The organism is Bradyrhizobium sp. OAE829, from assembly GCF_040546575.1.
In the GTDB taxonomy this organism is placed as follows: domain Bacteria; phylum Pseudomonadota; class Alphaproteobacteria; order Rhizobiales; family Xanthobacteraceae; genus Bradyrhizobium.
This window is the reverse complement of sequence record NZ_JBEPOE010000001.1, coordinates 1017327-1029945: the sequence shown is the minus strand read 5'-3', so window position 1 is coordinate 1029945 and position 12619 is coordinate 1017327. Positions and strand designations below refer to the sequence as shown.

13 protein-coding genes are annotated in these 12619 nt (G+C 63.9%); 11 read left to right on the top strand and 2 right to left on the bottom strand.

The window, feature by feature from the left end; all coding sequences use genetic code 11:
• The first annotated feature begins 100 nt into the window (after positions 1-100).
• The 5 genes from ABIE49_RS04980 to ABIE49_RS04960 all read left to right on the top strand — a co-directional run bounded on the left by ABIE49_RS04980 (position 101) and on the right by ABIE49_RS04960 (position 4405).
• Positions 101-478 carry a winged helix-turn-helix transcriptional regulator gene (locus ABIE49_RS04980; protein WP_192733842.1) on the top strand — a complete coding sequence of 126 codons (378 nt, stop codon included), beginning with the start codon at positions 101-103 and terminating at the stop codon, positions 476-478.
• 74 nt (positions 479-552) lie between these two features.
• Positions 553-1944: a DegQ family serine endoprotease gene (locus ABIE49_RS04975; protein ID WP_192733841.1), complete on the top strand. Its 1392-nt coding sequence runs from the start codon at positions 553-555 to the stop codon at positions 1942-1944.
• Positions 1941-3284, top strand: a complete 1344-nt coding sequence (locus tag ABIE49_RS04970) for a replication-associated recombination protein A (protein ID WP_192733840.1) — start codon at positions 1941-1943, stop codon at positions 3282-3284. Before ABIE49_RS04975 ends, ABIE49_RS04970 begins: the two co-directional genes overlap by 4 nt.
• Positions 3285-3391: 107 nt before the next feature.
• Positions 3392-3991, top strand: coding sequence for a tetratricopeptide repeat protein (locus ABIE49_RS04965; protein ID WP_354066601.1), 600 nt, complete (start codon positions 3392-3394; stop codon positions 3989-3991).
• An 84-nt stretch (positions 3992-4075) separates the two neighbouring features.
• Positions 4076-4405 carry a hypothetical protein gene (locus ABIE49_RS04960; protein WP_210337078.1) on the top strand — a complete coding sequence of 110 codons (330 nt, stop codon included), beginning with the start codon at positions 4076-4078 and terminating at the stop codon, positions 4403-4405.
• Between the two features lie 169 nt (positions 4406-4574).
• On the opposite strand, the gene ABIE49_RS04955 is transcribed toward ABIE49_RS04960, so the two are convergent.
• Entirely contained in the window at positions 4575-5528 is a 954-nt protein-coding gene (locus ABIE49_RS04955) for an alpha/beta hydrolase (RefSeq protein WP_192733838.1), read from the bottom strand.
• A 250-nt stretch (positions 5529-5778) separates the two neighbouring features.
• On the opposite strand from ABIE49_RS04955, the gene ABIE49_RS04950 reads away from it, so the two are divergent.
• A complete protein-coding gene (locus tag ABIE49_RS04950) occupies positions 5779-6978 on the top strand; it encodes an RluA family pseudouridine synthase (RefSeq protein WP_192733837.1) in 1200 nt (399 codons plus the stop codon).
• Positions 6979-6984: 6 nt separating this feature from the next.
• Here the strand turns inward: ABIE49_RS04950 and ABIE49_RS04945 are convergent, their stop codons facing one another.
• Positions 6985-7431 carry a hypothetical protein gene (locus ABIE49_RS04945; RefSeq protein WP_354066600.1) on the bottom strand — a complete coding sequence of 149 codons (447 nt, stop codon included), beginning with the start codon at positions 7429-7431 and terminating at the stop codon, positions 6985-6987.
• A gap of 141 nt (positions 7432-7572) precedes the next feature.
• Here ABIE49_RS04945 and ABIE49_RS04940 point away from each other — a divergent pair, with 141 nt between their 5' ends.
• The 5 genes from ABIE49_RS04940 (at position 7573) to ABIE49_RS04920 (ending at position 12618) form a co-directional block, all read left to right on the top strand.
• Complete coding sequence (locus ABIE49_RS04940; RefSeq protein WP_192733836.1) at positions 7573-8358, top strand: ATP12 family chaperone protein; 786 nt, start codon at positions 7573-7575, stop codon at positions 8356-8358.
• A 52-nt stretch (positions 8359-8410) separates the two neighbouring features.
• Complete coding sequence (gene fliK / locus ABIE49_RS04935) at positions 8411-9991, top strand: flagellar hook-length control protein FliK (protein ID WP_192733835.1); 1581 nt, start codon at positions 8411-8413, stop codon at positions 9989-9991.
• Positions 9988-10254 (top strand): EscU/YscU/HrcU family type III secretion system export apparatus switch protein, encoded by a 267-nt coding sequence (locus tag ABIE49_RS04930; RefSeq protein ID WP_192733834.1) that lies wholly within the window; start codon positions 9988-9990, stop codon positions 10252-10254. The genes fliK and ABIE49_RS04930 overlap by 4 nt, the downstream gene beginning before the upstream one ends.
• Positions 10255-10336: 82 nt before the next feature.
• Entirely contained in the window at positions 10337-11155 is an 819-nt protein-coding gene (blaOXA, locus tag ABIE49_RS04925; RefSeq protein WP_192733833.1) for a class D beta-lactamase, read from the top strand.
• Between the two features lie 80 nt (positions 11156-11235).
• Positions 11236-12618: a serine hydrolase gene (locus tag ABIE49_RS04920; RefSeq protein WP_192733832.1), complete on the top strand. Its 1383-nt coding sequence runs from the start codon at positions 11236-11238 to the stop codon at positions 12616-12618.
• The last annotated feature ends 1 nt before the right edge of the window (position 12619 follow it).

Below are 12619 nucleotides of genomic sequence, written 5' to 3'. Positions count from 1 at the left end.
TGAAAACGCTGTAGCCCTACCTGTCGCGCTGGCGTCAATTTGGCAAGTACTGTAAAATTGGGGAGCTAGTCCCTATTTGGATACTATTGGAAAATAACGCATGAAAAGGCGGAATTTTGCTCATCGGCCCGGCTGCTCGGTGGAAGCCACCCTCGACCTGATCGACGGCAAGTGGAAGGGCGTGATCCTGTTCCATCTGCAGACCGGTACCCAGCGATTTGGGGAGTTGCGGCGGCGGATGCCCGGCATTACCCAGCGCATGCTGACCAAGCAGCTGCGCGCGCTGGAGGATGACAAACTGGTGGTCCGCAAGGTCTATGCCGAGGTGCCGCCGCGGGTCGAGTATACCCTCTCGGAGCTCGGCGAGAGCCTGCGCCCCGTGATCGATACGCTGAAGGCGTGGGGGGAGAGCCATCGGGACCGGCTGTCCTGTGGACCCGCGCCGGAAACCATCGAAACGCCCGATCGCGCAGCGTAGTTGTGGACCGCTTTGTCTTCTCTCGTTGCCGCCTCGCATCTATATCTGACGCACCAAATTACGGGATTTCCTGCATGTTGATTCGCTCTCTTGCCCTGCTACTGGTTTCCGCGATCGTTGCCACGCCGGCGCTGGCGCAGGACCGCCGCGTGCCGTCGTCGGGAGCCGAGTTGCGGCTATCCTTTGCGCCGATCGTGCAGCGGGTGCAGCCGGCGGTGGTCAACGTCTATGCCGCCAAGACCGTGCAGAACCGCAATCCCTTGCTGGACGATCCGATCTTCCGCCGCTTCTTCGGCGTGCCCGGCCAGCAGCCCGAGCAGATGCAGCGTTCGCTGGGTTCGGGCGTGATGGTCGACGCCTCCGGCCTCGTCGTCACCAACAACCACGTCATCGAAGGCGCCGATCAGGTCAAGATCTCGCTGGCCGACAAGCGCGAATTCGAAGCCGAGATCGTGCTGAAGGACAGCCGCACCGATCTGGCGGTGCTGCGCATCAAGGACTCCAAGGAGAAGTTCACGACGATCGACTTCGCCAATTCGGATGAATTGCTGGTCGGCGACGTCGTGCTCGCGATCGGCAATCCCTTTGGCGTCGGCCAGACCGTGACGCAGGGCATCATCTCGGCGCTGGCGCGCACGCAAGTCGGCATCACCGACTACCAGTTCTTTATCCAGACCGATGCCGCGATCAACCCCGGCAATTCCGGCGGCGCGCTGGTGGACATGACCGGCAAGCTTGCGGGCATCAACACCGCGATTTTCTCGCGCTCCGGCGGCTCGCAGGGCATCGGCTTTGCGATTCCCGCCAACATGGTGCGCGTGGTCGTGGCCTCCGCCAAGAGTGGCGGCAAGGCGGTGAAGCGCCCGTATCTCGGCGCCAAATTGCAGGCGGTGACGCCCGAGATCGCGGAGACGCTGGGGCTCAAATCGCCGACCGGTGCGCTGGTCGCCAACGTCGCGGCGAACAGCCCGGCAGCACGCGCCGGATTGAAGCTGTCCGACCTGATCGTGGCCATCGACGGACAGGTGATCGACGATCCCAACGCGTTCGACTATCGCTTCGCCACCCGTCCGTTGGGTGGTTCGGCGCAGATCGACGTGCAGCGCTCCGGCAAGACCGTGAAGCTGACGGTGCCATTGGAAACCGCGCCTGACACCAACCGCGACGAGATCGTGCTGACCGCGCGCTCGCCGTTCCAGGGCGCGAAGGTCGCCAACATCTCGCCGGCGGTGGCCGATGAACTGCGGCTGGACGCCTCGACCGAAGGCGTCGTCGTGATCGATCTCGCCGATGGCGGAACGGCCGCCGGCGTCGGCTTCCAGAAGGGCGACATCATCCTCGCGGTCAATAGCCAGAAGATCGCCAAGACCAGCGATCTCGACAAAGCCTCAAAGACCTCGGCGCGGATCTGGCGCATTACCGTGGTGCGCGGCGGCCAGCAGATCAACGTGACGCTCGGCGGATGAGCCCGAAGCAGCCACGCGAAGCTGCCAACCTCTTTGCCGCGGCAGGGATGGAGCAGGACGCGCCGCGTCCGCTGCCGGACCGGCTGCGCCCGCAGTCGTTGTCCGATGTCGTCGGCCAGGATCACATCCTCGGTCCCGACGGTGCGCTGACGCGGATGCTGGAAACGCGCACGCTGGGCTCGCTGGTGTTTTGGGGGCCACCCGGCACCGGCAAGACCACCGTGGCGCGGCTGCTCGCCGATGCCACCGAACTGCATTTCGAACAGATCTCCGCGGTATTTTCCGGCGTCGCCGACCTGAAGAAAGTGTTCGATGCCGCGCGCGGCCGCCGCGAGACCGGCAAGGGCACGCTGCTGTTCGTCGACGAGGTGCATCGCTTCAACCGCGCGCAGCAGGATTCGTTTCTGCCCGTGATGGAAGACGGCACCGTGGTGCTGGTCGGCGCCACCACCGAAAACCCCTCGTTCGAGCTCAACGCGGCGCTGCTGTCGCGGGCGCGCGTGCTGGTGTTTCATTCACTTGATGCGGTGGCGGTGGAACAGCTCTACGCCCATGCCGAAAAGATCGAGGGTAAAAAGCTGCCGCTCGATGCCGAGGCCCGCGCCGTGCTGGTGCGGATGGCCGATGGCGACGGTCGCGCCGCGCTGACGCTCGCCGAAGAAGTCTGGCGCGCCGCGCGCAAAGGCGAAGTCTTCAACGCCGAGAAGTTGCAGGACATCCTGCAGCGCCGCGCGCCGATCTACGACAAATCCGCCGACGGCCACTACAATTTGATCTCGGCGCTGCATAAGGCGGTGCGCGGCTCCGATCCGGATGCGGCGCTGTATTATCTCGCGCGCATGATGGACGCCGGCGAGGATCCACTGTTTCTGGCGCGGCGGGTGGTGCGCATGGCGGTGGAGGACATTGGCCTTGCCGATCCGCAGGCGCTGGTGATCTGCAACGCCGCCAAGGACGCCTATGATTTCCTCGGCCATCCCGAGGGCGAACTGGCGATCGCGCAGGCCGTGATCTATCTCGCCACCGCCCCGAAATCGAACGCCGCCTACAAGGCGTTTGGCGCGGCGATGCGCACGGCGAAGGAGGGCGGCTCGCTGCTGCCGCCAAAACACATCCTCAACTCGCCAACCAAGCTGATGAAGTCGGAAGGCTACGGTTCCGGCTACGAATACGACCACGATGCGCCCGATGCGTTTTCCGGCCAGGACTATTTCCCGGAAGCGCTGGGACGCCAGACTTTTTATGATCCGCCCGATCGTGGTTTCGAGCGCGAAATCCGCAAGCGGCTGGACTATTGGGCGAAGCTGCGGCGCGAGCGCGGCGGGGGAAGTGCTGAATGACTGGTCTGATGTGTCGTGGCTTGTTCGCTTTCGCGTGCGCGCTTCTTGCAGTGGGGTTTGCGCAATCCGCGTCGGCTGACACCGTGGAAGTTGCGCCGGGGATACAGGTGACGAAGCGTACCTATGCGGCGCCGAGCAAGGAGCAGCCGTTCTTTGGCTTCGCAGCCAAGACCGACGCGGAGCGGAATGAGGACGACAAGTTCGTCAAGGCGCTGGTGCAGGCGGCCGGGACCAAGGAGAAGGCCCTGGACGAACTGGTGAAGCGCGGTTGGCGGGCGCTTGGATCGGGCAAATACCCCGAAGCTGCACTGCGATTCAACCAGGCCTATCTCGTGGCTCCCGAACAGAGCGTCGTCTATCACGGCCTGGCGGCGATCGCGCAAATTCGTTTCAAGGACCTCGACTACGCCGAAGAGCTGTTCCGGATTGCGCAGAAGCAGCCCAATCCGTTGAAGATGCTGAATGCGGACTACGGCCGCGTGCTGCTGGTCGCCAAGCGCCCGAAGGAGGCTCAGCCGGTGCTGGAGCAGGCGGTCAAGGACACGCCGGACTTCGGCGACGCCTGGATCAATCTCGCCCACGCCCGCCTGCAAAATGGCGACCGCGACGCCGCCTGCGCGGCGGCCGACGTGGCGATGAGACAGCGTCCGTCGAGCAATGCGGCCGTTGATCTCAACAAGTTGAGGAATGACGCGCAGTGCAAGTGAGCGTTGCCTGTTTCCGACCTCGCGCTGAAGCCCAAGCGAGAGGTGACGTGCGCCGCTACTTCCCCGTCTTCACGAAAGCTCCCTGTGTCGCCCGCTGAAGTCAAACGCAAGGTCCTTGACGAAATCGGCAGCGACTGGTCGCGGTCGAATCTTCACGGAGTCAACCTCAAGCAGTGTCTTCTGTCGACGCCGATACGTAAGAGCCTCCGCAATTCGTGGTTTGATACAAAGCTGCGAGAAAGCGATACGAATCGCATCAACGTGGAGCTTTGGTTGATATTGGAAGAAAGGCAGACTGAGAAAGACGGATACGCAATCGTTTACTCGGAGGAGGGCGATCAATTTGGTTTAGCGATGGGCGAAACTTTCATCGCCTTCTACGGGAGTTTTATCGAAACTCTGAATGCTATGTGATGCAACAACTAGCTCGCTTTTTTTGTCATGGCCGGGCTTGTCCCGGCCATCCACGTCTTTCTTGCTTAGTGGAAGCCAAGACGTGGATGCCCGGCACAAGGCCGGGCATGACGACGTTCGGTAACAATACGAGCGCGCCGTCGAGCTCCAATGTCGTCGTACCCTTCCACTACTTCCCCGTCTTCACAAATTCCAGAATTTCGTCGGTTAGCCGCGTATCCGCGGTGTTGATCGCGTAGACCTCCGACATGTGGCTGTGCTGCGGCAGCATGAAGGTGCGCGCGCACCCCTCGGCGCTTTTGCAGGTGGCCTGTTTCAACAATTCGTATTGCTCAATGAATCGCGGTGGATCGAGTTCGGCGGCCGTGGCCATCAATGGAATCTTTGTCTCCAGCAGGCCTCGCAGCGACGACCGTTCGGCATAGCGCGAGGGATCGGAACCGAAATAGGTGATCTCCGCGTCGCCGACCGGCGATGCCGTCAGATCGTAGATGCCGGAAACCATGATCGCGCCGGCGATGCCGCCGCCCTTCACCTTGTGAAGCTCGGGATGCGATACGTAATTGGCGACATGCACCGCGCCGGCGGATTGCCCCATCAGGAAGATCCGATCAGGATCGCCGCCACGCTCGCGGATTTTCTCGGTCACCCATTGCACCACGGACGCAAGGTCTTCGGCACTGGCCGGATAGACGAATTGCGGCGCCAGCCGGTAGGTGGCGTTGACGCCGACGAAGCCGTTCTTCACCGCCCACAGCATGATGTTGTCGTAAAAGGGGCTGCCGGGATTGCGCTTGTTGCCGGCAACAAAGCCGCCGCCGTGGATGAAGATCAGCACCGGTCGGGCGGGTGAACTGGTGTCCGGCGTAAAGACGTCGAGCAGATGCCGCTCCGCCGCGCCGTATTTGACGTCGCGCTCGGTCTTGACGCCCTCATAGGGCTCCTTCTGCTGCATCGGCGCGTAGAGCGCGGCGGTCTTGGGCGGGTCAATGGTGCGCCCGAGCTCCAGCAGCTTCCACGCCAGATCTTCGGACATCGCCGGCTGCTGTGCGAGGGTTGAACCCGCCCACAGGGCTGCGGTCACGGCCAGGAACAGCTTCACGGCCCATGTCGTCGATTTCATCTCGCAACTCCAGCTTACTTCCAAACCATAATCCGGCCGCTGGCTGTCTGGCCGCCGACCAGGCGGACAAGCTTCCGCGCGCGACCCACCACACCACTATCAGATGGATCTGGCGCGAGGCCAAATGCAGCGGAAATTGAAGCCGGATCGGCCGGGTTTTCGTCCGACATTCTCCGAAACAGGCCGATTCACCGTGACGATTCGCCGCTTTTGCGCTAGGCAACGACCTTATCCGGAGCCAAGCCAAATCATGAGCCGTCGCGTCAAAAAACCTCTCCGCCCGGCGGGCGACCGCCCCAAGGGCGCGCGTCCCTATCGGGGCTCGAAAGCCGAGCGGCCGGCCCATCGTCCGGGCGGCAAGCCGCCGGCGCGTTTTGCGGCCGCGGCGCCCCGCGCGCAGAAACCGGCGCCCTACGTTCCGGAGCCGGAGAAAGTGGTCGCCGAGCCGCCACCGCTGCCGACCAAGGTCCAGACCGTGGTCGTAACTGCGGACGAGAACAACATGCGCGTCGACCGCTTCCTCGAGGCGCGTTTCCCGGGCCTTTCGTTCTCCCACATCCAGCGCATCGTCCGTAAAGGCGAACTGCGCGTCAACGGCAAGCGCGCCGACAGCAAGGACCGGATCGAGGAGGGGCAGAGCATCCGGATTCCGCCGCTCAAGCTCGATACGCCGAAGGTCGGCGGCACGCTCTCGGAAGCCGCGACCAAGACGCTGCAGGCGCTCAAGGACATGATCCTGTTCGAGGACGCCGACGTCATGGTGCTGAACAAGCCCGCGGGGCTTGCGGTGCAGGGCGGCTCCGGCATCACGCGCAATGTCGACGACATGCTCGAAGTGATGCGCGACGCCAAGGGACAAAAGCCAAGACTGGTGCACCGGCTCGACCGGGAAACGTCGGGCTGTCTGTTGATCGCAAAAACGCGCTTTGCCGCCACCGCGCTGACCGGCTCGTTCCGCCATCGCTCGGCGCGAAAAATCTACTGGGCGATGGTGGCGGGCGTACCGAAGCCGAAGCAGGGCCGCATCTCGACCTATCTCGCCAAGGAAGAGAGCGAGGACGACACCATCATGCGGATCGCCAAGCACGGCGACGAAGGCGCCAGCCACGCGGTGACCTACTATGCTGTCGTCGAGACCTCGGCGCAAAAACTCGCCTGGGTGTCGCTGAAACCGGTGACCGGGCGAACCCATCAATTGCGCGCGCATATGGCGCATATCGACCATGCCATCGTCGGCGACCCAAAATACTTCAACAAGGAAAACTGGGACCTGCCGGGCGGCATCCAGAACCGCCTGCATCTCTTGGCGCGCCGGATCGTGATCCCGCATCCGCGTGGCGGCGTGATCGACGCGACCGCGCCGTTGCCGCCGCACATGCTGCAATCCTGGAACCTGCTCGGCCTCGAGGCCGACCGCTTCGATCCGATCGAGAACGCGCCGGAGGAGTAGGGTATCTCAGCGCTTGAACTGCGCGAGAAACAGCCGCAGTGAGTCTTGCGGACTTTCAATGTCCGAAATCACCCAGCCGTCAGGCCCCTTGACGGCGATGAAGTTCAGCGTGACGGCGCGGCCGTTATTGTTGAAGCTGGCGGTGACATAGGTCTTGCCCGATTCCGTGCGCAGGATTTTTGTCGAGACCGGGCCGATTTTCCAGCTCGGGCTCTGCACCATGAAATCGTACGGCGCCTCGCGCGGGGCGATCCACGCGCTTCGCAGACTGCGGTCGAAAAACTGTTCCGCGATCTCGGCGCTGCGCGGCAATCCCTTCGAGAGGTCTGACGAGCCCTTGCCGTAATAGGCGTAGACATTACGGACCAGGGATTCCGGCGTGCGGAACCCGGCTTGCGCGGGCAGGGCGGCGAGAACAGCCATCGAAATCAGGATCGCAGCAAGGAGTTTCACGGCTCGCGGACCTTTCTTTGTTTCACCGGGCCCATTTTGGCGGCAAATGACATCAGGCGAAAGCCTTGCGCACGGCTCGAATTGAAGCGTTTTTTGGCGTGAACCGGTGTCCATTTCACCCAAAAGCGCTATAAGGCGCGGATGCGTGAATTATTCGATGAAGTTGCCGGCCAGTCTCCGTTCGACCCCGAAGAGGCGGTGCGGCGCGCGACGCGCGTGCCACAACGCAAGCGCTTTTACACCAGTGCCGGCGTCGGCGAGGCGGATGGCGGCTTTACCGTCACGCTCGACGGCAAGCCGATCCGCACGCCCTCCGGCCGCCATGTCGTCGCGCCCAACGCTGTTATCGCGGAGGCGATCGCTGCGGAGTGGAATGCGCAGGTCGAGACCATCAATCCCCTGACGATGCCGCTGACGCGGTTTGCCAACAGCGTCGGCGAAGGCGTCGTCGATCGCGTGGACGCCGTCGCCGACGACGTCGAAAAATATCTCGGCACCGATTTGCTGTTCTATCGCGCCGGCCATCCCGAAGCGCTGGTCGCCAAGGAAGCCGCGCATTGGGATCCCGTGGTGTTCTGGGCCGCGAGCGAACTCGGCGCCCATTTCATGCTGGCCGAGGGGATCGTGCACGTCACCCAGCCGGAGCCCGCGATCCAGGCGGCACGTGCGGTGTTCCCGACCGATCCCTGGTCGGTCGCGGCGCTGCATGTGGTGACGACACTGACGGGCTCGGCGCTGCTCGCGCTGGCGCTATTCCACGGCGTACGCAACGCCGATGAGGTCTGGGCCGCCGCCCATGTCGATGAGGACTGGAACATCGAGAAATGGGGCCTCGACGAGGAGGTCGCGGCCCGCAGGGCAGCCCGGCTGGTCGATTTCACCGCCGCGGTCACCATTCTGAAAGCCCTGAATCGGGTGGTCGGTTAACGAGAGGTTTACGACGCCGGGGTAGCCTGATGCCCTGGCCGAGACCTCTGACATGGCGATCTCTATCAACAATTCGGTGCTTCCGGTGCTTGCCGCCCAAGAGGTCGGCGGCGTGGCGCCGGAGCTCGTGCTGGCGCAGGGCAGTGTGGTCAATGCGCAGGTCCTGAAAGTTCTCGACGCCAATCTGGTGCGGATCGCCATCGCCGCTCTCTCCATCGATGTCGCCACCGAAATTCCGCTGCAGGCGGGGCAGTCGCTGCAACTCGCCGTGTCGCAGACCAAGGACGGGATCAGGCTTGCGCTGGTCGGGCAGGGCGGCGACGCCGGTGATGCCGTCACGCTGTCGCCGCAGGCGCTGGTCGATGCGGCGGCCAACCGCCCGACAATTGTCGCACCCTCAAAGAACGTCCTGACGCCGCTGGAACGCGCGGCGGTGTCGGTCGCGGCGCAGAGTGCGGCGACCGAGCAGGATAGTCTCGCGCCATTATTCGCCAATCTCGGCGCCGCGGTATCATCCGCAAACCTGCCGCCGAAACTGCAAGCGGCGATTGCGCAGGTATTGGCGCAACAGACCAGCCTCGACCAGAATCTCGACGGCGGCGACATCAAGACCGCGTTCCAGAAGTCCGGTATTTTCCTCGAGGCGTCGCTGGCCTCGGGCGCGGTGCCATCGTCAGGCGCGCCCGATCTGAAGGCCGCGCTGATCGTGCTGCGACAGACGTTGCAATCGGCGCTCGGCGCGGATGCAGTGGTGACCATGAAAGCGGCGCCGGCACAGGCCGGTTTGCCGAATGCCGCACCCAGCCTTGCGCCTTCTGGGACTTCCGATCTCGACGTCCACGAAATCCTGCTGCCGCAGGCGCGGCTACCTGTGGCTCAGGAAATTGCCCAAGCGCGCGGCGGCCTGCAGGGCGCGCTGGCCCAGGCCCTCAATTCCGGGCCGAGCGCGGGCGCGACCATGAATCTGCTGCAGGAAGCACTGCAGCAACTCGGCACTCCCGCGCGATCGGCAACACTGTCGAAGGCGGCACCCGGCGACGACGTCACTGTTCACACCAACACGCCGCCGCCGCCGTTTCGCGGCGCATCGCCGACGGCGCAGCCGGTCGCGTTACCCTCGCTCGCGCCGGACGCGCCGCTTGCCACCACAGCGCATCATCTGCTCGACGACACCGATGCCGCGATTGCGCGGCAGACCCTGCTGCAGGTCGCCTCGCTGCCGGACCGCATCGATGTTACAGGCCCGAAGATCGACGCGACGTCGCCGCGCTGGAATTTCGAAATTCCGTTCGTGACGCCGCAGGGCACGGCGATGGCGCAGTTCGAGATTGCTCGCGACGGTGCTGCCGGCGAGGCCGAGGCCGCCAAGCGGGTGTGGCGCGCGCGGTTCTCGCTCGATGTCGAGCCGACAGGTCCGATCCATGCGCTGGTGTCACTGGTTGGTGAAAAAACCTCGGTGCGGATGTGGGCGGAGCGGCCGACCACCGCCGCGCAGCTGCGCGCGGGTGCTGCGGATTTGAGCCAGGCGCTCACCAGAGCCGAACTGCAGCCCGGCGAGATCGTGATCCGCGACGGCGCGCCGCCGCAGGCCGCCCCCGCCAAAGCCGGACATTTCCTGGACCGCGCGCTATGAGCGTCGAGGTCCGCAATCAGCTCGCGGTCGCGCTGCACTACGACAAGAAAGGCGCGCCGCGCGTCGTCGCCAAGGGCAAGGGCACCATCGGCGCCAAGATCATCGAACTCGCCAAGGCCCACGACATCCCGATCGAGGAGAACGAGGTGCTGGCGGGCGCGCTGTCGCATGTCGAGATCGGCGACGAAATCCCGGAAGAACTCTACAAGGCGGTGGCGGAAGTGCTGATCTTCGTGCTGCGGCTGTCGGGGCGGATTCGGTAGATCTTGGCGGCTCGCGTCATCGTTTTACCACGATGCCATCCGCATCCTCCTCCGCTCCCCTCAATCGTTTCGGATATCTCCCGTGATCAATCGCCGCCATGCGCTCGGACTTGTTGCCGCCGCGAGCCTTTTGCCTTCGCGCAGCTTCGCCAATGTCTCTTATCAGCGCAGCGAATTTCGCGACGATCTGGCAAAACGGTTTTTCAACCTGGGAACGGTCGGCACCTTCGTCGGCTACAAGGTCGATGACTATCTGATGATCGCCAGCGACAAGGTCCGCTCGGGAGAGGACAAGCTGCCGGCTTCCACCTTCAAGATTCCGAATTCGCTGATTGCGCTGGAGACCGGCGTGGTCGAGGACCCGGACAAGGATATCTTCAAGTGGGACGGGGTGACCCGCAGCATCGCGGCCTGGAACCAGGACCACACGCTGCGCTCCGCGATCGCGGTCTCCGCGGTGCCGGTCTATCAGGAGATCGCCCGGCGCATCGGCGCAGAGCGGATGCAGAAATATCTCGACCTGTTCGAGTACGGCAACCGTGACATCGGCGGCGGCATCGATCAATTCTGGCTGACGGGCAATCTGCGCATCGATCCCGTCCAGCAGATCGATTTCGTCGACCGGCTGCGGCGCGGCGTGCTGCCGGTCGGCAAGCGCAGCCAGGAGCTGGTGCGCGACATCCTCCCCGTAACGAAAGTCGGCGACGCCACGATCCGCGCCAAGAGCGGTTTGCTTGGCGCCGAGCAGGGCAAGCCGTCCCTGGGCTGGATGGTCGGCTGGGCCGAGAAGGGCAACACGCAGACCGTGTTTGCGATGAACATGGACTGCAAGGAGCCCGCCCACGTCGCCGCGCGCATGACGGTGACGCAGCAATGCCTGTCAGACATTGCTGCGATTTAATGATCTCGCTCTGGCGACCGGGTTCACGCTGAACTAGCATTTTCCCGCGATGGCAACCCGCCATCGAACGGGGCTTTGGCATGCTGCATCGCCGCGCTGTCGTGCTGGGTGGGTTGGCGCTTTCGCTCGGTGCCGGCTACGCGCGGGCACAGGCCCCCGCCGAGGAAAGTCTTTCGACGATCCTAAAGGAGCGGGTGGATATCGGCCGCGAAACCACCGGCCTCGTTGCCGTCGTTCTCGATGGCGGCCGGCGCATCGATGCCGCCTACGGCCGCTCCGACTCCGCTGACAACCGTGCGCTCGATGCCGACAGCGTTTTCGAGATCGGATCGATCAGCAAGGTTTTTACCGCGCTGCTGTTTGCCGACATGGTGGTGCGCGGTGAAGTGTCTCCCGGCGACCCCGTCGCCAAATTGCTGCCGGCGAACGTTCGCGTGCCCGAATTCCAGGACAAACCGATCACGCTGCTCGATCTTGCGACCTACATGTCGGGCCTGCCGCGCATGCCTTCCAATCTTGCGCCGAAAGACAAGAGCAATCCCTTCGTCGATTACACGGTCGAGAACCTCTACGCTTTCCTGGCCGACTACCAGCTGCGCTTCATGCCCGGTACCCATTATGAATACGCTAATCTGGGCTTCGGTCTGCTCGGTCATGCGTTGGCGCTCCGCGCCGGCATGAGTTACGAAGAACTCGTGATCTCCCGCATCTGCGCGCCGCTTGGCATGGACGATACGCGGATCACGCTGTCGGCTTCGATGCAGTCGCGGCTGGCGCGCGGACACAACTCCAGCCTCGAGCCGGTGGCGAACTGGGACATTCCCACGCTTGCCGGCGCCGGCGCGCTGCGCTCGACCGCGAATGACCTGTTCAAATTCCTGGAAATGGCCCTCGGCAACAGGTCGTCGCCGCTGGCGCCGGCCATGGCGATGACGCTGGGCGAGCGCCACCCGACCGAGCGGCCGAGAGTGGAGGTCGGCCTCGGCTGGTTCCTGAGCACGAGCTACAAGGATGAGATCGTCTGGAAGGACGGCGGCACCGGCGGCTATGCCACGTTCGTCGGGTTCTCGATGAAATCGCACCGGGCCAGCATCCTGCTGTCCAACACGGCCGACTACGGGCCGAACCTCAGGCTCGGTGTCCATCTCGTCAATTCTGCCTACGCGCTGCCGAAACTGCGCCGCGCGGTGCCGGTCGATCCGGCGCTGCTTGCGAGCTATGCCGGCCGCTACATGCTGGCCGCGACCTTCGTGCTGACGGTCCGCGCCGAGGGCGGTCGGCTGTTCGTCCAGGCGACGGGGCAGCCGGAGTATGAAGTGTTTGCCGAGGACGACGCCAGTTTCTTCTATCGCGTCGTCGACGCCCAGATCACCTTCGATCGCCCCGACAACGGCGCAACGCCGCCGCTGACGCTAACACTGCATCAGAACGGCAGGGATCGGCCGGGACGGCGGCTGCAATGAT